Source organism: Trinickia sp. Y13 (genome assembly GCF_029522115.1).
Taxonomy (GTDB): Bacteria; Pseudomonadota; Gammaproteobacteria; order Burkholderiales; family Burkholderiaceae; genus Trinickia.
In genome coordinates this window covers 20,242-38,994 of sequence record NZ_JAKWFK010000015.1, presented here as the reverse complement: position 1 = coordinate 38,994, position 18,753 = coordinate 20,242, and the positions used below count along the sequence as shown (strand labels likewise).

Sequence of the window (18,753 nt, the reverse complement as noted above, 5' to 3'; positions counted from 1 at the left end):
CGAGGCGCAATGCGGCGTAGCAGGCGCATCGACGCCTCGCGACTACGGTCAACTGCAGGCCAACCGCCGCCGGGACCGAAATATGGGTGGAGTGGACTACGTCGCGCTTTGCGCGAAGATCTTCCAGGTCTTCTTCTGAGTCAACGAATCGGCCTGCTCATGCACCGGGCAATCGAGCCGAAGATCCACGTCGCTGATCGCAATATCGAGTGCGTTGCAGCGATGCGCGGCCTTCTTCGGGTTTTTGCTCGCTTCGAAATGCTTGCAGGTGACGCACATGCGATGTTCGGGCATGGTGCCTTGCACCTGCAACTGCCGAATCATCTTGATCATCGTGCGATAGAAGATGGCCTGCTCGTCGTGGCGCAGCGTGCTGATCGCGCCCACGAGGAATTCGGGCCATTGCTGCGCACGCTTGGCAGCCGTGCGACCGCGCGGGGTGAGTTTGACGGCCAAAGCGCGGCCGTCCTCCGTCGCACGACGCTTTTCGATGAGCCCTTTCGCTTCGAGCGTGCTGACGGCGTCGCTCGTCGTAGCAGCGGTGAGCGCCGTCTCGCGAGCGATCTCGCCCAAGCGCAACGGATTTTTCCGCTGCATGAGCAACACGAGGATCTCGCCTTGCGTCGGCGTGAGCCCAGCGCTTTCAGCCCATTCCCACGCCTGGCTGCGCATTGCCGTGCCCAAGCGCAGCAAGCTGTGGGTCACGCGCCCGGTCGCTTGCTCTCCGTGTACACCTTCGCTCATAGTCTTTGTTCGCTATTTCGCAATTGACAGCATGCCGCTGCTGATTTGGTTGCCTGCTCGCGCCTTGCCTTGCGCCGCGGCAGCCCCCCGTGGGATGACCCGCCATCTGTAGAGCGTGCCGATTCTACTATTTCACGCGTACGCCGCCCGTGAGCGCCGAGCGGCGTCGCGACGAACGAGCGCCCCACGCGATATCGCCTTCGACACGACAGCCGCGCCATTTTAAGCGACGAAAGAGAATAGTACAGCTAAGTTATTCAGGCGTATCTGTGGATAAGTCATGTATAACCGCGCGTGACGAATGTGCGTCATTTCTGGATAACGTCGGATGTCATTCGAACGCCATCCGAGTTACCCAAAGCTCATGCGAGTTCCGCACGCGCGAGCCACGCGGTTATCGTTGCCCTAGACCCTTGATGCGTAGGCCTATTTCCCGGTTTTCCACAGATTGGGCCCGACATTGTTAACTATTACTACGAATGTATACGTTGTAAACGTAAAAAACCTAAACCCCCCGCCACCGCAAGCATTGTTGGCGAACCGCTTCGTGCAACGATTTTTCTTTTGCGACGATCTCTCGCAGCCAGGTTGCATCGTTGACTTGTCCCTGCGCGATGTTGGCGATTTCGCGCAATGCCATCGAGGACTGCAGCGCATCGCCATGCGGCTCGATCACGCGCAGCGTCTCCAGGATGTCCTCGAATATCGTGCGGCGCTCGCCTGTCTGCGGGTTGATGCAGGTGCCGGCGAGCCCAAAACGGCAGGCTTCGAACCGATTGAACGTGTAGACGAGGTAATCGTCCTCTTGCGGCTGGAACGGCCGGTCGACGAGCAAATGGCGCGCGAGGGTTTGGATGTAGCAGGCGATCGCCGCGGCACGGTCGACCGACAAGGGCGTATCCATGACCCGCACCTCGATGGTGCCGTAGCCCGGCTTGGGGCGGATATCCCAGTAGAAATCTTTCATGCTGTTGACGACGCCGGTTGCAACCATCTTCGAAAAATATTCCTCGAAGCCGGACCAGGTCAGCACGAACGGCGCGCGCCCCGACAGCGGAAATGCGAATACCGAGTTCAGCCGCGCCGAGTGAAACCCCGTGTCGACGCCTTGCACGTACGGCGAGGAAGCCGAAAGCGCAATGAAATGCGGAATGAATCGCGACATGGCATGCAACAGGAACAGCGCGCTGTCGGGATCGGGACAGCCGATATGCACGTGCTGGCCGAATACGGTGAACTGTTTGGCGAGATAGCCGTAGAGCTCGGACAGATACTGAAAGCGCGGCGCGTCGAAAATTTGGCGCTCGCTCCATTGCTGGAAGGCGTGCGTGCCCCCTCCGGCGAGGCCAACGTTCAGATGATCGGCCGCCGCCACGAGCGTGTCGCGCAACGTGCGCAGTTGCGCGAGCGCTTCCTCATGCGAATTGCAGATCCCCGTCGACAGCTCGATCATGCTTTCGGTGATCTCGGGCGTGATGTTGCCGGGGACCTTCTGGTCTTTGACGAGCCGCATCAAGTCGGACGCGGCTTTGGTCAGATCGTAGTCGTGCGTGTTGACGACTTGGATCTCGAGCTCGACGCCGAACGTGAAGGGTTTGGAATTGATGAACTGTTCAAGTGCCATGGTGTCTTCCGAGTTCGAAAGCCGTTGTTAGGTGCGCCGCTCCCCGACTAGGGCGAGCCCGCGATAGACGAGCAACGGCCCGACGATCTGCAGTACGACGATCGAGCACATCACGACCGCGCGCAGCGTCGGATCGAAGTTAGGATAGAGCGCATAGGTGTCGTCGACCAACAGGTAGGCGAGCGCCGACATGGGCGAGAGCGAAATGCCGAGCGCCACGCCCTGCTTCAAGCCAATGCCGCTCGGTTTGGCAAACGCGAGCACGCCGACGAGCTTGGCGACAAAGCGCGCCACGATGAGTCCCAGCGCCGCAACGCCGCCGAGCGCGATGTCGCGCCATTCGAACGCCGTCATGGTGAGCACGAACAAGATCACGGTGAGCAGCCACCCGGCCGTGCCGAAATGCTCTGGCCACAATTGCGGTTTGGCCTCGAGGTTTTTGACGATGATGCCGGCCGCGAGCAGGCTCAGGATCGTCGACAGGTTGAACAAATGCGCGATCGCGATCGCGAGCAACACGAGGCCGAAGAGCGCCACGAACGAATGCTCGTCCTGGACTTGCATCGAGCGATAAAAGAACGTGCAGGCGCGCGCGAGCACGTAAGCGAGCACGAGCGACCCGACGAGCAGGTACAGCGGCTGCACGATCGTCGCAAACACGTTGCCGTAGACCTCTTGATGCAGCCACCCCGAGGCGATTTTTTCGATCACGACGGCGTACATGCTGTTGAGCGCCGTGAGCGTGATCAGACGCTGGGTGACCTGGCCTTCCGCGCGCAACTCGGTTTTGAGCTGAATCACCATCGCGGGCGAAGTCGACATGGCAATCGCCGCGATCACGGTCGACACCGCCGCGCTCATGTGAGTGAACGACAGTGCGACCAGAACGAGCGCGAAGGTGAGCGTCGCCTCGGCAAGACTCGACGCGACGAGCCATGGGTTGCGCCGAATCCATCGCAGATCGAGCCGCCCGCCCAATTCGAACAGCAGCAACCCGAGGGCGACGTCGAGCAGCAACCGCGAGGTGCTACCCGTGCCTGCATTGATCGCCTGGAAACCGGCGGACCCGGCGATCAGCCCGATCACGGCGTAGCAGGTGACGCGAGGCAGACGCCAGGCGCGGTAGCAAAGCTCGCCCAAGAGGCCAGCGACGAGCAACGCAAGGCCGGCCCAGAAGACGGCATCGGGCACGAACGGCCAGTGCGGGAGAAAGGAAAACGCCGATTTCATCTGATAGCTGCTCCTTTACGGACAGGCCGGTCTGGGCGATTTGCCCATGACGGCTCTTTCTCGTGGCTTGATTGCTCGCGTTACGACGATCTGCCGCAACGCGGACGCATTGAGTGGGGCGTCGCCGACCGGGCTGCTGCCGGCATGACGACCCGGTGCGCCCGTTTCGACACACGGCGCGAGAAGCGCTGGGATGGAGCGTGGCTCGTGCCCAGCACGGTGAAATTGGGTGGAGCGACGCCCGCAGCCTGCCGCAGCAAGCGAGAAGCGCGAACATTACCCCCGTCCGCGCCGCGTATTCGCGCCGCGAAGCCATGCAACGGGTGCAAGAGGAACACGGATTGTGCCATAGCTTGCCTCCAAGTCGCCCGATCCGTCATCGAATTGCGTTGATCTCGGTACAAACTACTTAGAATTTCGTATTGCGGAGAAAAAATGTCCGAATTTGGGCGGCTGCTGCGCGCAGACGCGCAGGTTCCGACGGCAGTCTCGAGTTCCCCACGGCATGCGGGGCGTTGGACCGCATATCCGGCGATGCGTGCCGTGCTAGTTTGGGTTTACTTGTTTACGTATGTATACGTAGTAGTAGTTAACAAGGCCCTTCCAAAACTGTGTACAACGCCCATTTCTTTCGCTGGATCAAATGCTTAGCGATGGCATAACCGCATGTGGATCGTGTGCGGGCGTGACTTGCTTCGAAGCATAACTTTTGGGGCGTTCCGGCCGGCAGTCGATTTGTCCCAGATACGTCCACACCGATTACACACGATTCCCACGGCTCAATCACCTGGTTATCCACAGAGCGCGGTGGATAACGCAAGAGGCGCGCGGATCGTCTACCGGCTCTACCGCCCGGTCATGCTTCGCCAGCAACCACGATGCCCTGGCGCAATGCCCGCAATAGGTAGCGGGCGGGATCCAAGGCTTCGGCAAGATCGCGCTCCAGCGGCCAGGGCTCGCCTTCGAGCTGCGAAGCGATGAGTTCGGCCCCGAGCGATGCCCATACGAGGCCCCGGGAGCCGAAAGCGAAAGACCCGTAAAGACCGCCGGCGCGCGGCAAATCCCGCGGCCACGCGCCGCTCAGCGTGGAGGCTTGCCGCGCGCTGGCCGCTTCGTCGGCGAGCGCACCGATCATAGGGAGCCGGTCGGGGGTGACGCACCGAAATGCCACGCGGCCGGCGAGGTTGCCGAGGGCAAGCTCGCGCGCCGCGATTGCGGGGTCCAGACCGGGCAGCAGCCCAGCGAGACGCGTGAGGTTTTCCGCATGGCTTTCGGCTCTTAGATCGTCGCCGGCGTCGTCGATATCATAGGTGGCGCCCGTCAGTAAGGCGTGCGTGAGCGGAACCGCGTAGCCTTCGCCGATGATCGGCAGTCGCAGGGCTGGCGCCGCTGGCAGGGGCAGGCACGTCAATTGACCGCGCACGATGCGCGTTGGCGCGTGGCGCAACCCGGCGAGGCGCGTAGCGTCGTGCGCATTCGCGAAGATGACGATGCTCGCGCGCGCGATGCAGGCGTCCTGCTCGTCGAACACGGCCCAAGCGTTGTCCTGGCGCTCGATACGCTGCGCTTGAACACCCGCGCGCCAACTGAGCGCCTCACTCGCTTCGTTGCACAGCGCCGAGCATAGCGCGGCCGGGTCGAGCGAGCCGCCTTCGGGATAGAGCCAGCCGCCACGCGCAACCGGCGCGCCCGCCGCGTCGCGTGCTTGAGCAGCGGACATGGCTTGCACCAGCTCCGGCGGATAACCTCGCTCGGCGATCGCAGCGCCGAGCGCCCTGGCATGCTCGTCGTCGTCCGCGATTTGCAGCAATCCGCCACGGCTGCGCGCGAAGGCGTGGCCGGCTCGCTCGAGTGCGCGCCATCGTGCGAGCGCATAGAGAAAACCGGTGCGCGTGATTTGCGAGGCCAAGCTGTCGTCGCGCGAAAGCAGCGGATGGAACACGCCTGCGGGGTTGCCGGACGCCTCGCATCCGGCACGCGCGCGCCGCTCGACGAGCGTGACGTGCCAGCCGCGCGCAGCCAGACGTTCGACGAGTGCGCAGCCCGCGAGGCCCGCCCCCACGACGATCGCGTGCCGTTCGACCGCCGCGAACGGTTGCGGTGGTTCGTGACGCCGTAACCGCCAGCGCGGTGCGAAACGGCCGATCAGCATAGTGCGTTTGCTCGCAAAACCATCGGCGCGTGTGCAGTCGAATCCCGCATCGGCCAACGCGCGCCGCACGTGCCCCGCACAGGTGTAGGTGGCAAGCGTTGCGTCCTCGCCCGCTAGCCGCGCCAACGCCTTGAAAACCGGCGGCGACCATAGATCGGGGTTCTTGGCTGGGGAAAAGCCGTCGAGATAGAACGCGTCGGCACGTAGCCAAAGCTTGGGCAACAGCGCAAGCGCATCGCCGAACGCGAGGGTTAGCGTGACCCGGGACGATTCGAATTCCAGACGGTGCAAGCCGGGCGTGAGCACCGGCCAGGCATCGGCCAATTGCGCGGCGAGCGGCGCTAGCGTTGCGTGCGCAACCATCCTTGCATGCAATGCGCGTAGATCGCCCGCTCGAAACGGATGTTTTTCGATCGAAACGAAGGCCAATCTTTCGCAGCGGTTCGGATCCTCGCGCCAAGCGGCCCATGTCGCCAAGAAGTTGACGCCAATGCCGAACCCCGTTTCGACGATGGTGAACAGACGCCGCGCACGCCAGCGTTGCGGCAGATCGTTTCCGCGTAGAAACACATGCTGGGCTTGGGCGAGCGCACCGGCGGCGCTGTGATAGATGTCGTCGTAGGCCGGCGAGAACGGCGTGCCGTCATCGAGAAAGGCCGGGGTGGCGGGGATCAGCTTGGAACTCATCGGCACGCGGAAAGTGTGGGAAAACGAGGCGTATGGGGATAAGCGGGCGTAAGGGGCAACCCTAATCGCTCTGCCAGAACTGCGCCAAACGGCCGCAAACCCAAGCTGGGCGCGGCTCTGGGGGCGTTGGCAAAATCCAACGACAATGCCCCGGAATCTCGCGAGCCCCTTGGCAGCAGGGGTTCGCGAGTACGACAATGCTCAAACCCAGCGCCGACAAGGCTTGCCAGCGCTAAATTCTTTGGAAGCCTTGCCGTTATTGGGTTTGCGCTGAGCTATCATAGCAAGCGCCGCGCGGCCGTACGGCCAGGGGGTTTAGCGCGACCGAGCGGCGCACGCTTCGCCACAGCTACTCGACGGCACAGCTTGCGTACGTATAATTCGGCGCGTTTTGCGCTGTCCGTGTCACTTCAATCTGATAAAGAGGAACGTTAATGAACAAACAGGAACTGATCGACGCCGTCGCAGGTCAGACGGGCGCCAGCAAGGCTCAAACCGGCGAAACGCTCGATACGCTGCTCGAAGTGATCAAGAAGGCAGTGTCCAAGGGCGACGCGGTGCAGCTCATCGGCTTCGGTAGCTTCGGCTCCGGCAAGCGCGCGGCACGTACGGGCCGCAACCCCAAGACGGGCGAGACCATCAAGATTCCCGCAGCCAAGACCGTCAAATTCACGGCCGGCAAGGCATTCAAGGATGCTGTGAACAAGCGTTAAGCCGATATCGGGTTGACGTCTTGTCGACACCCGCCTCAGGCGGGTTTTTTTTCCGTCGAGAAAGACAGAGCAAACGCGAAGGGCGCCGGGCTTGCTCGCGGCTTGCGCAGCGGGCAAGCCTGCGCCCGTTTGCTTGAGCGATCAGTGGACGATTTGCCCTTCGTCGTCGCCGTCGTGATCGTCGGCATCGAGGTCCCACGCGGGGAAAGGATCGGCCATACGCTGCCAGCCTTGCGGTCCGAGCGCGTATTCCTCGTCCGTCAATAGGCAAGCATCGAACTTTTCGCGCCAACGCTGCGCATCGAGCGCAACGCCGATGAGCACGAGCTCTTGGCGGCGGTCGCCGATCGAGGCGTCTTCGGGCGCGCCATACCAATCGGCCGCGATTTCGGCCGCGAGCTCGTCGTCCTGCGGCCATTCGTCACGCGGCTGCGCGGCCCACCACATGCCCGCCGGCCCGTGGCGGCAAACGCCTCCGGCCTGAGACAGCGAACCCGCCACGTCGTTGCGGGTTGCGAGCCAGAAAAAGCCCTTGCTGCGCAGCACCCCTTGCCATTCCTCGTGAAGCAAGCGCCACAGACGCTCGGCGTTGAACGGCCGGCGCGCACGATAGACGAAGCTGCCGATGCCGTATTGGTCGGCCTCGCTGACGTGCGAATGGCCCGTCTCCCCATGCACATGGTCGTGATGCTGCGCGTGATCATGGTCATGGTCATGCTCATGCTCGAGCGACGCCAGCCAGCCAGGCGCGCTCGCGGCGGCCTCGAAATCGAACCGCCCGGTGTTGAGCACGTCGTGCAACGGGACGGCGCCGAAGCGGCTGACGATCTGGACCGCACGCGGGTTCAGCCGCGCCAAGATGCGGGAGAGCCGTTCGAGCGCGTCGGCATCGACGAGATCCGCTTTGTTCACGACGAGCACATCGCAAAATTCGATCTGCTCGATCAACAATTCGACGATGGTGCGGTCGTCCTCTTCGCTCGCCGCGAGGCCGCGTTCCGCAAGCGCGTCGGCCGATGCGTAATCGCGTAGAAAATTGAATGCGTCGACCACGGTGACCATCGTGTCGAGCCGCGCAACATCGGCGAGCGCGTGGCCTTCGTCGTCGCTGAACGCGAAGGTTTCGGCGATCGGCATCGGCTCGGCGATCCCGGTGGACTCGATCAAGATGGCATCGAAGCGATTTTCTTTTGCGAGCCGGTCGATTTCGGCCAGCAAATCCTCGCGCAGCGTGCAGCAGATGCACCCGTTCGAAAGTTCGACGAGCCGCTCTTCGACGCGCGAGAGGGAAGCAGCGTCCTTCACGAGCGCGGCATCGATATTGACCGCCGCGAGATCGTTGACGATCACCGCGACGCGCAGGCCTGCGCGGTTGGCGAGAATATGGTTGAGCAGCGTGGTCTTGCCCGCGCCGAGAAAGCCCGACAGCACGGTGACGGGCACAGGCGAATGGTTCATTGGAGTCGACATCGGTGGAGCGAGGGCGCAAAACGCCGCCGCGTGAAAGGCGTAGGGAGCATTTTGCACCAAACGCCGACGCCCCACCTTGATCGAGGCGGGGTCGGCTCACCGCAACGACGTTCGGCCAGGCTCGCTGCGAGCGATGGCCGGGGCGCTCAACGCTGCGCTTGGAGCAGCTTCCACTGCTCGAGAATGCTGACGATACGATGCGCGTAACGGTCGCGCAAGGACGGTGTTTCGGAGTGATATGCGCCGACGGCAGCCCACGTGTTGCCGTATTTGTTCATCTTCTGCCGCAGGTGCCAGGCGGCGACGTAGACGCTTTTGCATGGCTCCATGAGCGTGTCGGACGAAATGCCGTACTGGGCCAGCGTGGGCAGATGGATCGAATTGATCTGCATGAGCCCGTAGTCGGTCGATCCATTCGCATTCTTATGCGTGGCGTCGGGCCGGTTGTGCGACTCTTGCCAAGCAATGGCGCGCAGAATCAGCGGATTGACCTTCTGGTAGCGCGCCGCATCGTCGAAGCAGTCCGCGCGTGCGTTCGCGCACGCGAGCCACGCGAGCGATGCCGTCAGAATCAGAACTGTCCGTTTCATGGTTCGAAACCCTTCGACGAGGTGGATCGCCGTTCGCGGTGCGCCTGCTCGGCGCGGCCCGGTGGCGGCACGCCTCACGCAAGCCGGCTGGGGAAAACCCGAACTTGCCGTGAGATTTGGTCGAAATCTATCGCTCGTATGATACCGGGTGCCGCTCGCGTGCATAGTAGGCCGGCCGACATAGCCGAGTCCTTGGCGCGCAAACGCGGATCGACGATCGCCGCGAAGCGAGGCGCCACGGGTCGAACGACGGTCAACTGAGAAACTTCTGACGTAAAAGCGAACGCACTCTCGGCCCCCGATGATTATTCAGACACAAAAAACTGCTAATGTTCGTTTTCTCGAACGGCGGGCGAGCATCGGACACCAATACAGACGAGGGCCGAGCGATGATCGCGAAGCATGACCGCCGAGGGCAGGCACTTTCGCATTGAACCTTTATTCCATGACAAGAAATCGTATGGCACTGCGTCGCATCGCTACCGCGCTTTTGATCGCCGGGCTCATGACCGCACAGGCCGCATATGCCGAAGTGACGTTGAACTTCGTGAATGCGGACATCGATCAGGTGGCCAAAGCGATCGGCGCGGCGACGAACAAGACGATCATCGTCGATCCGCGCGTCAAGGGCCAACTGAACCTCGTATCGGAAAATCCGGTGCCCGAGCAGCAGGCGCTCAAGACCCTCGAAGCGGCGCTGCGAATGCAAGGTTTCGCCATCGTCCAAGATAACGGCGTGCTGAAGGTGGTGCCCGAGGCCGATGCCAAACTGCAGGGTGCGCCCACCTACCTCGGCAACGTTCCTAAAGCGCACGGCGATCAGATCATCACGCAGGTGTTCGAGCTGCACAACGAATCGGCCAACAACCTGCTGCCCGTGCTGCGGCCGCTCATCTCGCCGAACAATACGATCGCGGCCTACCCTGCCAACAACACGCTCGTCGTGACCGATTACGCCGACAACGTGCGGCGGATCGCAACCATCATCGCCGGCGTGGACAATGCAGCGGGACAGCAGATCGTGGTCGTGCCGCTCAAGAATGCGAACGCGCTCGACATCGAGCCGCAACTGACGAAGCTGCTCGATCCCGGTACGATCGGCAGCACCGACGCCACGCTGAAGGTGTCCGTGCAAGCCGATCCGCGCACGAACTCGCTGATGCTGCGCGCGTCGAACAAGGCGCGCCTCGCCTCGGCCAAAAAGCTCATCGAGCAGCTCGATGCACCGAGCTCGCAGCCGGGCAACATGCATGTGGTTCATGTGCGCAACGCCAATGCCGTGACGCTCGCCAAGACGTTGCGCGGGATGCTCGGCAAGGGCGGCGGCGCGGGCAACAGCGCCGAGTCGAGCAACGCGAACTCGTTCAGCCAAGGAGCTTCGGGAGGCGGCCTCGGTTCGACGGGCACGTCCGGCGTTCCCCCGCTACCCTCCTCGTACAGCGGCAGTTCGCTGAGCAGCGGCAGCTCGATGTCGGGCTCGAGCGGCAGCGGGCTGAGCGGAAGTGGCGGTGGTAGCGGCAACAACGACTTCAGCACCGAGAAGCAAGGCCAGAGCGGCGATGAAAACCAGCCCGGCGGCATGATTCAAGCCGATGCGGCCACGAACTCCCTGATCATCACGGCGGCCGATCCGGTCTACCGCAATCTGCGCGCTGTGATCGACCAGCTCGATCAACGGCGTGCGCAGGTCTATATCGAAGCGCTCATCGTCGAGCTGAACTCCACGCGAGCCGGCAATCTGGGGATCCAGTGGCAGGTGGCGAGCGGCAACGTGTTGGCTGGCACCAATCTATCGAGCAGCGCCGGCAGCGCGGGCAGTTCGAACATCCTGAACGTCGCCGCAGGCCTGGCTGCGGGCGGCGCCGCAGGGGTGGGGACGCTGCCCAATACCCTCACGCAAGGCCTGAACGTTGGCTGGCTGCACAATATGTTCGGCGTGCAGGGCCTAGGCGGGCTGCTGCAGTACTTCGCGGGCGCGAGCGACGCGAACGTGCTGTCCACGCCAAACCTGATCACGCTCGACAACGAAGAAGCGAAGATCGTCGTCGGCCAGAACGTCCCGATCGCGACCGGCTCGTACTCGAACCTGACGAGCGGCACCACGGCCAACGCGTTCAACACCTACGATCGCCGCGACGTCGGCCTGACGTTGCACGTGAAGCCGCAGATCACGGCCGGCGGGATCCTCAAGCTTCAGCTCTATACGGAAGATTCGTCGGTCGTCAGCGGGACGACGAATACGTCGACGAACCCGGCGGGTCCGACGTTCAATTTGCGCTCGATCCATTCGACGGTTCTCGCGGACAACGGCGAAATCATCGTGCTCGGCGGCTTGATGCAGGACAACTACCAGGTATCGAACAGCAAAGTGCCGCTGCTCGGCGATATCCCATGGATCGGCCAGTTGTTCCGTTCTGAGACGAAGCAGCGCCAAAAAACGAATTTGATGGTGTTTCTGCGCCCCGTCATCATCGGCGACAGCGACACGGCGCAGCAGATCACTCAGAACCGGTACGACTACGTGCAAGGCGTCACGGACGGATACCGCTCCGACAACAACGTGATGCGTGACAAGGATTTCCCGGTGGTTCCGCCTATGCCGCTCGGCCCGAGCCAGGGCGCGGCGCCGGCGTCGAACCTATTCGATCTGCGGCAGATGACGCACCAACCCGGGACGCAACCGCCGTCGCCCGCTCCGCAGGAACCGGTGCCGCCGCAGGTTCCCGCCGTGCAGTCGCAGGCCGTGCCGCTGCAACCGCCGGCGCAGCAGGCCGTACCACAGCAGGCCGTACCACAGCAGGCTACACCGCAGCAGGCCGTGCCGCTGCAACCGTCGCAGCAGCAGGCCACACCGCAGCAGGCCACACCCCAGCAGCAGCCGGTCGCGCCCGGAGCGTCGCAGTGAGCGGCGTGCTCCCTTCTTCCACTGACCGCGCGCCGGGAGAGCGCCAAGCGCCCTCGCCGTTTGCTGCGCGGCTCGTGCCCTACGGCTTCGCGCGCAGCGGGCAGATTCTCGTTGCGCACCAGCGCGCGGAAGGGCTTGAAGTTTGGATCAGCGATCGCACGAGCGACGCGGCGTTGGCCGAGATTGCACGCAATTTCGGCGCGCTCACGGCGGTGCGCCTGCCCGCCGAAGAACTCACGCAAGCGATCAACCAAGCCTACGAGCGCAACGACGGCAGCGCGGCTCAAGTCGTCGGCGAAGTGGAAGGCGAAGTCGATCTGTCGCGGCTCATGCAAGACATTCCCGAAGTCGAGGACTTGCTCGAATCGGAAGACGACGCGCCGATCATCCGCATGATCAACGCGCTGCTGACCCAAGCGGCGCGCGAGCACGCATCCGATATTCACATCGAGCCGTTCGAGAATGCCTCGGTGGTGCGCTTTCGCGTCGACGGCACGCTGCGCGACGTCGTGCGGCCGAAAAAAGCGCTGCATGGCGCGCTGATTTCGCGCATCAAGATCATGGCGCAGCTCGACATCGCCGAAAAGCGCCTGCCTCAAGACGGCCGCATCACGCTGCGCGTCGGCGGCCGCGCCGTGGACGTGCGGGTATCGACGCTGCCGACCGGGCACGGCGAACGCGCGGTGTTGCGTTTGCTCGAAAAGGACGCGCAGCACTTGAATCTCGAAGCGCTCGGCATGGGTCCCGATACGCTCGCGCGGTTCGACCGGCTGATTTCGAGGCCGCACGGCATCGTGCTCGTGACGGGGCCGACGGGCTCGGGTAAAACGACGACGCTCTATGCGTCGCTCGCGCGTCTGGAAACGGCGACGACCAACATCATGACGGTCGAGGATCCGATTGAATACGACCTGCCCGGCATCGGCCAGACGCAGGTCAACGAGCGGATCGGCATGACGTTCGCGCGCGCGTTGCGCTCGATCCTGCGGCAGGACCCGGACATCATCATGATCGGTGAGATCCGCGACTTGGAAACCGCGCAGATCGCCGTGCAAGCCTCGCTCACGGGCCACTTGGTGCTTGCGACGCTGCACACGAACGATGCGGCCTCGGCGGTGACGCGCCTCACGGACATGGGCGTCGAACCGTACCTGCTCGCCTCCTCGCTGCTCGGCGTGCTCGCACAGCGGCTCGTGCGGCGGCTGTGTCCCGTGTGTAAGGAAGAGCGCGTCGAAGACGGCCGTTCGCAGTGGCATCCGGTCGGGTGCGACAAATGCGCGAAATCGGGCTATTCGGGGCGGCGCGGCGTGTACGAGCTGCTCGTTATCGACGATGCGATCCGCGCAATGGTCCACCACAATGCGGCGGACGCCGAGATTCTCGCGGCGGGCCGCGCGCAAGGCATGCGCACGCTGCGCGAGGATGCCGAGCGGTGGTTGACCTCGGGCCTCACCTCGCTCGAAGAGGTGATACGCGTGACGGGCGGGGTCTAACCGATGCCGGCCTTTCGCTTCGAAGCGATTGACTCGGGAGGGCGCGCGCAAAAAGGTGTGCTCGATGCGGACAGTGCGCGCTCGGCGCGAGCCCAGTTGCGCACGCAAGGACTTACGCCGCTCGTCGTCGAGCCCGCCGGCAGCGCTGCCCGTGGCGCGCGCAGCCGGCGCCTGGCGCTTGGCCGCAAACTATCGGCGCGGGAACAGGCCATTCTCACGCGCCAGCTCGCGAGTTTGCTCACGGCTGGCTTGCCGCTCGACGAGGCGCTTTCCGTTTTGACCGATCAAGCCGAGCGCGACTACATTCGGGAGCTCGTAGCCGCCATTCGCGCCGAGGTGTTGGGTGGCCATTCACTGGCCAACGCGCTGGAGCAGCATCCGCGCGATTTTCCCGATATCTATCGGGCGCTCGTTGCGGCCGGCGAGCATACGGGCAAGCTTGGCCTCGTGCTCTCGCGCTTGGCCGATTACATCGAGCAACGCAATGCGCTCACGCAAAAGATCGTCCTGGCGTTCACCTACCCGGCCATCGTCACGCTGATCGCATTGGGCATCGTCACGTTCTTGCTCAGCTATGTCGTCCCGCAAGTCGTCAACGTGTTCGCGAGCACGAAGCAGCAGTTGCCGATCCTGACGGTGATGATGATGGCGCTGTCCGGATTCGTCCGCCATTGGTGGTGGGCGATTCTGCTGGGCGTGGGGTTGGTGTTCTATGGGGCGCGTGCGATTTTGTTGCAGGCGGGGCCGCGGCTCGCCTTCGACCGGTGGCTGCTAACGGCGCCGCTGGCGGGTAAGCTCGTGCGCGGCTACAACACGGTTCGCTTTGCGAGCACGCTCGCGATCTTGACGGCAGCCGGCGTGCCGATCCTGCGCGCGCTGCAGGCAGCCGGCGAGACGCTGAACAATCGGGCGATGCACGGCAATGTCGAGGACGCGATCGTACGCGTGCGCGAAGGTACGTCGCTGTCTCGCGCGCTCGGCAATACGAAAACGTTTCCGCCCGTGCTCGTGCATTTGATTCGCTCGGGCGAGGCGACAGGCGATGTGACGACGATGCTCGACCGCGCGTCGGAGGGCGAAGCGCGCGAACTCGAACGACGCACGATGTTCCTGACGAGCTTGCTCGAGCCGCTGCTGATTTTGGCGATGGGGGGCATCGTGCTCGTGATCGTGCTTGCGGTGATGCTGCCGATCATCGATCTGAACAACATGGTGCAGTAGTGCGCGGGGAATCCGGCTGAATGCGTAGCGTGAGCGCCGCAGCCGGAAGAAGCTCAGCGCACGTAAATGGTCGGGCCGCCCGCATTCGGCGCCAACGGAATTTCGGAATGGACGCCGTTGTGATCGATGACGATGGAACGGGCTCGGACTTCGGAGAGCGTGGTGCCATCGGTGATCTTGCTGCCGAGCGCGATGGCTCGAGCCGGTTCGTCGCCCACCCCGACGATCGCCGCGGCGCCTTCGCGCAGCGAGAGGATGCCGACGAGCTTGATGTTGCGGTTGGCCTCGTGCGTGAGCTTGCCGCCGAAGAGTGCGGCTGCATCTTCGGGGGACGCGCTCGGCGCGACGGCGGCCGCTTGCGGGGGCGGCGCGGGATGCGCGGTGAGCACGACGATCCAATAGGTGAGCGTCGCGCAGAAAGCCGCAAACAGCGCGAACGACAGCAGGCGGATTTGGAGAGTGTTCATGCGCGCCATTGTACGAGCTATTCGCGGGTTTGCACGGTTGTCGAACCCTGACGAAAAGCCCCATTACAATCGGCGGCGCGATGCGAAGCGCGCGCGATGCGCTTCGTCGACAATTTAACGAACGAGGTAGGCAATGATGCAAATGTGGAACCAACGTCGCACCGAAGCCGCAACGCTGCGCGCACGCCGCCAGCGTGGCTTTACGCTGATCGAGATCATGGTCGTGATCGCCATTCTCGGCATTCTCGCCGCGCTGATCGTGCCCAAGATCATGAGCCGGCCCGACGAGGCCCGGCGCGTGGCGGCCAAGCAGGACATCGGCACGATGATGCAGGCGCTCAAGCTCTATCGTCTCGATAATGGCCGCTATCCGACGCAGGAACAGGGGCTGCGGGCGTTGATCGAAAAGCCGAGCACCGATCCGATTCCGAACAACTGGAAGGACGGCGGCTATCTCGAACGTCTGCCGAACGATCCTTGGGGCAACGCCTATCAATACCTGAACCCGGGCGTCCATGGCGAGATCGATGTATTCAGCTACGGCGCGGACGGCAAGCCCGGCGGCGACGGCAACGATGCCGATGTCGGCTCGTGGCAGTAAGCGCAGCACTACCGTGACCGGAGCAATGGCGCGCCTCGCCCCGACGCACTGCCCTCGCCGGCCGTCATGCGGATGAACGGCGGTACGCGCTTACGCTGCGGGCTCGTAGAGCCCGTCGGCGCACCGGGCTTTGCACGACGCGCGCGCGGCTTTACGCTGCTCGAGATGATGGTCGTTCTAGTCATCGCCGGGCTGCTGGTGTCGCTCGCATCGGTGTCGCTCACGCGCAATCCGCGCACGGATTTGAACGAAGAGGCGCAGCGTCTTGCTTTGCTGTTCGAATCGGCGTCCGATGAAGCGCAAGTGCGCGCGCGCCCGATCGCCTGGCAACCGGTGACGGGCGGCTATCGATTCGACGTGCGCACCGAAGATGGCTGGCGTCCGCTGTTGCGCGACGATCTATTGCGCCAGCGCGGTTGGGAGGGCGGCGTGACCGATGTGACGATCGACTATCCGGGCTCCGATCTTCATCCGGAACGCGTCGTTTTCGGCGTCGAGAGCATCGGGCAAGCGGTGACGGTCACGCTGTATTCGGCGGTAGGTCGCGCGACCATCGTCGGGACCGGCAACGGCCGCTATGAGGTGCGTTGAGATGCGCTTGCCTACTCCACGAACCGCCGTACGAACTGCCGCGCACGCGCGCGGCTTCACGATGATCGAAGTGCTCGTCGCGCTCGCGATCATTGCGGTCGCGCTGGCTGCATCGCTGCGTGCGGTCGGCATGTTGGCGAACGACGAAGCCGACCTGCACCGGCGGCTGCTCGCGGGATGGAGCGCCGATAACGCGCTGACCGAACTGCATTTGTCGCGCGTCTGGCCCGAGATCGGCACGCAGACGTTCGACTGCTCGCAAGGCAATTTGCCGCTCACTTGCACCGAGCGTATCAGCGCCACGCCCAACCCGATTTTTCGGCGCGTGGAGGTGTCGGTGACGACGCCGGGGCAGTCGGGCAGCCTCGCGCAACTCGTGACGGTCGTCGCCAATGAGTCCAATCGTGCGCTCTGACGCGAGGCGCCCCGGGCGGCGCGAGCGCGGCTTCACGCTGATCGAGCTCATGGTCGCGATCGCGATTCTCGCCGTCATCGCGGTGCTTTCTTGGCGCGGCCTCGATCAAATCATGCGCGGCCGGCAGGCGATCTCGAGCGCGATGGAAGACGAGCGCGTGTTCGTTCAACTGTTCGATCAGTTGCGCGTGGACGCACGCCAAGCGGCCACCGACGATGAAGTCGGCCAACCCGCCGTCTCGGTCTCCGGAGACGGGCTGCAGATCGTGCGGACATTTGGCCTTGCCGGCGAGGCGCCGCGCCTTCAAGTCGTGCGCTATCAAGTGGCGAACGGGCGCGTCACGCGTTATGCATCGCCGCCTGTGGCGACGGTCGGTCAGTTGCGCCGAACCCTGGCGGCATCGAGCGGCAGCGGCGATTGGAGCGCCGTGCCGCTCATTTCCGGCGTGGGCAAGATTACGGCGCGGCTCTATGTGCCGCGCGTCGGCTGGACGACGCAAATGGGCGATGTGACCGCCGAAATCGCGCGTAACAACAACAACCTGAAAGTGCCGCAGTTCGGCAACGCGCCGTTGCCGCGCGCGGTGACCGGCCTCGAGGTCGCGATCGGCGCGCCGTCGCTGCACGTGCCGGTGCGACGCATGTTCCTCGTCGGAGAATGACGATGCGCGACCGCCTCTTCCAGCTCTTGCGTTCGCGGCGCGCATGCCGCCTGCATCGCTCGCCGCGGCGCCAGCGTGGCGCGGCCATCATCAGCGCGTTGCTCGTGGTGACGCTTTCGGCGATCCTCGTCGCGGGCGTGCTTTGGCGTCAACAAGTGCAGATTCGCCGCATTCAGAATCAGCGCCTGCTCGCGCAAGCGCAATGGGTGGCGCGCGGCGCCGTCGATTGGACGCGCTTGATTCTGCGTTCGGAGGCCGACACCGCGCCCACGGTGACTTACCTGGGCGGCGTGTGGGCGGTGCCGATCGCGAAAACGCGGCTGTCCGATTTCCTCGGCAAGTCCGGCGACGCACAGGCCGCCGAGGGGGCGCAGACCTACCTCTCGGGATCGATCGAGGATGCGCAAGCGAAATTCAATCTGCGCAACCTCGTCTCGATCCCGGCGCCCGGGGCGTTGCAGATCAATCAGCAGGAGACCGCCGCGTTCGCTCGACTGCTCGCGCTGCTCGGGCTGAACGGCGGTCTTGCGAAGACGGCCGCGCTGCAAGTGCGGGCCTCGCTGATGCTGTCGGCCACGCGTTTTCAAACGCCGCTCAGCAACCGCCTGGGTTCGGCGGGTGAAGGCGCGCAACCGGCGGCGCAACCGCAGGCGGGCGGCACGGTCGGGGGCGAGAACGTCACGGACGCCGCCGGTCTTGAAGACGACAACAACCAGAACGCCGATACGGCGCCATTGCAGTTCACGAGCGTCGATTCGCTGTTGAACGTGCCTGGCTTCACACCGGAAATCGTGGCCCGCCTGCGTCCGTTCGTGACCGCCCTGCCGACGCAAACCTCGGTCAATATGAACACGGCGCCGGCGGAAGTCGTGGCGGCGATGGTGCCGGGCATGTCGCTTTCGAGCGCTCAGTCGTTAGTGTCGCGACGCGAAAGCGTGTACTTTCTCAATACGGCCCAGGTGCAGCTTGCCTTGCAGGGCGCCGGCGCCCTGCTCCCCGGCACCGATATCAGCAAGATACCCATGGACGTGACGACGAGCTATTTTCTCGTTCATGGACGGGTGCAACACGAACGTGCGGAAGTCGATCGCACGACACTCATATATCGCGACCCGCTGACGCACGCGACGCGCGTCGTGCGGGTGCGCGATCAGCTTTGACGCAGTCTCGAACCAGGAGAGAACGGGCC

General features: G+C 63.8%; 16 protein-coding genes. 9 read left to right on the top strand and 7 right to left on the bottom strand.

Translation table 11 applies throughout. The annotated features are described in order from the left end of the window. Nucleotides 1–96: 96 nt before the first annotated feature. The 4 genes from MMB74_RS22255 to mnmC all read right to left on the bottom strand — a co-directional run bounded on the left by MMB74_RS22255 (nt 97) and on the right by mnmC (nt 6,437). Nucleotides 97–744: a MarR family transcriptional regulator gene (locus MMB74_RS22255; RefSeq protein ID WP_277430827.1), complete on the bottom strand. Its 648-nt coding sequence runs from the start codon at nt 742–744 to the stop codon at nt 97–99. Between the two features lie 505 nt (nt 745–1,249). Then, nucleotides 1,250–2,368, bottom strand: coding sequence for a YbdK family carboxylate-amine ligase (locus MMB74_RS22250; protein WP_277430826.1), 1,119 nt, complete (start codon nt 2,366–2,368; stop codon nt 1,250–1,252). Between the two features lie 27 nt (nt 2,369–2,395). After that, nucleotides 2,396–3,598 carry a cation:proton antiporter gene (locus MMB74_RS22245; protein ID WP_277430825.1) on the bottom strand — a complete coding sequence of 401 codons (1,203 nt, stop codon included), beginning with the start codon at nt 3,596–3,598 and terminating at the stop codon, nt 2,396–2,398. Nucleotides 3,599–4,454: 856 nt separating this feature from the next. Next, nucleotides 4,455–6,437 carry a bifunctional tRNA (5-methylaminomethyl-2-thiouridine)(34)-methyltransferase MnmD/FAD-dependent 5-carboxymethylaminomethyl-2-thiouridine(34) oxidoreductase MnmC gene (gene mnmC / locus MMB74_RS22240; RefSeq protein WP_277430824.1) on the bottom strand — a complete coding sequence of 661 codons (1,983 nt, stop codon included), beginning with the start codon at nt 6,435–6,437 and terminating at the stop codon, nt 4,455–4,457. A gap of 434 nt (nt 6,438–6,871) precedes the next feature. On the opposite strand from mnmC, the gene MMB74_RS22235 reads away from it, so the two are divergent. Further along, complete coding sequence (locus MMB74_RS22235; protein ID WP_074262967.1) at nt 6,872–7,150, top strand: HU family DNA-binding protein; 279 nt, start codon at nt 6,872–6,874, stop codon at nt 7,148–7,150. A 141-nt stretch (nt 7,151–7,291) separates the two neighbouring features. Here MMB74_RS22235 and MMB74_RS22230 read toward each other — a convergent pair whose 3' ends face one another. Next, entirely contained in the window at nt 7,292–8,608 is a 1,317-nt protein-coding gene (locus MMB74_RS22230) for a GTP-binding protein (protein ID WP_277430823.1), read from the bottom strand. A 158-nt stretch (nt 8,609–8,766) separates the two neighbouring features. Then, nucleotides 8,767–9,210, bottom strand: a complete 444-nt coding sequence (locus tag MMB74_RS22225; RefSeq protein WP_277430822.1) for a lytic transglycosylase domain-containing protein — start codon at nt 9,208–9,210, stop codon at nt 8,767–8,769. 445 nt (nt 9,211–9,655) lie between these two features. On the opposite strand from MMB74_RS22225, the gene gspD reads away from it, so the two are divergent. Genes gspD through gspF form a run of 3 tightly spaced genes read left to right on the top strand, consistent with a single transcriptional unit; the run spans nt 9,656 to nt 14,829 of the window. Further along, nucleotides 9,656–12,115 carry a type II secretion system secretin GspD gene (gspD, locus tag MMB74_RS22220; protein WP_277430821.1) on the top strand — a complete coding sequence of 820 codons (2,460 nt, stop codon included), beginning with the start codon at nt 9,656–9,658 and terminating at the stop codon, nt 12,113–12,115. Further along, nucleotides 12,112–13,608 carry a type II secretion system ATPase GspE gene (gspE, locus tag MMB74_RS22215; RefSeq protein WP_277430820.1) on the top strand — a complete coding sequence of 499 codons (1,497 nt, stop codon included), beginning with the start codon at nt 12,112–12,114 and terminating at the stop codon, nt 13,606–13,608. The genes gspD and gspE overlap by 4 nt, the downstream gene beginning before the upstream one ends. Nucleotides 13,609–13,611: 3 nt before the next feature. Continuing rightward, complete coding sequence (gspF, locus tag MMB74_RS22210) at nt 13,612–14,829, top strand: type II secretion system inner membrane protein GspF (protein ID WP_277430819.1); 1,218 nt, start codon at nt 13,612–13,614, stop codon at nt 14,827–14,829. 53 nt (nt 14,830–14,882) lie between these two features. Here gspF and MMB74_RS22205 read toward each other — a convergent pair whose 3' ends face one another. Continuing rightward, nucleotides 14,883–15,296 carry a general secretion pathway protein GspC gene (locus MMB74_RS22205; protein ID WP_277430818.1) on the bottom strand — a complete coding sequence of 138 codons (414 nt, stop codon included), beginning with the start codon at nt 15,294–15,296 and terminating at the stop codon, nt 14,883–14,885. Nucleotides 15,297–15,432: 136 nt separating this feature from the next. On the opposite strand from MMB74_RS22205, the gene gspG reads away from it, so the two are divergent. The 5 genes from gspG to gspK all read left to right on the top strand — a co-directional run bounded on the left by gspG (nt 15,433) and on the right by gspK (nt 18,724). Further along, a complete protein-coding gene (gene gspG, locus MMB74_RS22200) occupies nt 15,433–15,897 on the top strand; it encodes a type II secretion system major pseudopilin GspG (RefSeq protein ID WP_277430908.1) in 465 nt (154 codons plus the stop codon). Nucleotides 15,898–15,969: 72 nt separating this feature from the next. Beyond that, nucleotides 15,970–16,488, top strand: a complete 519-nt coding sequence (locus MMB74_RS22195; RefSeq protein ID WP_277430817.1) for a GspH/FimT family pseudopilin — start codon at nt 15,970–15,972, stop codon at nt 16,486–16,488. A 1-nt stretch (nt 16,489) separates the two neighbouring features. Further along, entirely contained in the window at nt 16,490–16,903 is a 414-nt protein-coding gene (gene gspI, locus MMB74_RS22190) for a type II secretion system minor pseudopilin GspI (RefSeq protein ID WP_277430816.1), read from the top strand. Next, nucleotides 16,881–17,564 (top strand): prepilin-type N-terminal cleavage/methylation domain-containing protein, encoded by a 684-nt coding sequence (locus MMB74_RS22185; protein WP_277430815.1) that lies wholly within the window; start codon nt 16,881–16,883, stop codon nt 17,562–17,564. The genes gspI and MMB74_RS22185 overlap by 23 nt, the downstream gene beginning before the upstream one ends. 2 nt (nt 17,565–17,566) lie before the next feature. Beyond that, nucleotides 17,567–18,724 (top strand): type II secretion system minor pseudopilin GspK, encoded by a 1,158-nt coding sequence (gene gspK / locus MMB74_RS22180; protein ID WP_277430814.1) that lies wholly within the window; start codon nt 17,567–17,569, stop codon nt 18,722–18,724. Nucleotides 18,725–18,753: the final 29 nt, after the last annotated feature.

Coding starts and splice junctions, on each gene's coding strand:
- MMB74_RS22245 (WP_277430825.1), bottom strand. CDS start 3,598: ATGAAATCGGCGTTTTCCTTTCTCCCGCACTGGCCGTTCGTGCCCGAT.
- gspI (WP_277430816.1), top strand. CDS start 16,490: ATGCGCTTGCCTACTCCACGAACCGCCGTACGAACTGCCGCGCACGCG.
- MMB74_RS22230 (WP_277430823.1), bottom strand. CDS start 8,608: ATGAACCATTCGCCTGTGCCCGTCACCGTGCTGTCGGGCTTTCTCGGC.
- MMB74_RS22185 (WP_277430815.1), top strand. CDS start 16,881: ATGAGTCCAATCGTGCGCTCTGACGCGAGGCGCCCCGGGCGGCGCGAG.
- MMB74_RS22195 (WP_277430817.1), top strand. CDS start 15,970: ATGAACGGCGGTACGCGCTTACGCTGCGGGCTCGTAGAGCCCGTCGGC.
- gspK (WP_277430814.1), top strand. CDS start 17,567: ATGCGCGACCGCCTCTTCCAGCTCTTGCGTTCGCGGCGCGCATGCCGC.
- MMB74_RS22235 (WP_074262967.1), top strand. CDS start 6,872: ATGAACAAACAGGAACTGATCGACGCCGTCGCAGGTCAGACGGGCGCC.
- gspG (WP_277430908.1), top strand. CDS start 15,433: ATGCAAATGTGGAACCAACGTCGCACCGAAGCCGCAACGCTGCGCGCA.
- MMB74_RS22255 (WP_277430827.1), bottom strand. CDS start 744: ATGAGCGAAGGTGTACACGGAGAGCAAGCGACCGGGCGCGTGACCCAC.
- mnmC (WP_277430824.1), bottom strand. CDS start 6,437: ATGAGTTCCAAGCTGATCCCCGCCACCCCGGCCTTTCTCGATGACGGC.
- gspD (WP_277430821.1), top strand. CDS start 9,656: ATGACAAGAAATCGTATGGCACTGCGTCGCATCGCTACCGCGCTTTTG.
- MMB74_RS22225 (WP_277430822.1), bottom strand. CDS start 9,210: ATGAAACGGACAGTTCTGATTCTGACGGCATCGCTCGCGTGGCTCGCG.
- MMB74_RS22250 (WP_277430826.1), bottom strand. CDS start 2,368: ATGGCACTTGAACAGTTCATCAATTCCAAACCCTTCACGTTCGGCGTC.
- MMB74_RS22205 (WP_277430818.1), bottom strand. CDS start 15,296: ATGAACACTCTCCAAATCCGCCTGCTGTCGTTCGCGCTGTTTGCGGCT.
- gspF (WP_277430819.1), top strand. CDS start 13,612: ATGCCGGCCTTTCGCTTCGAAGCGATTGACTCGGGAGGGCGCGCGCAA.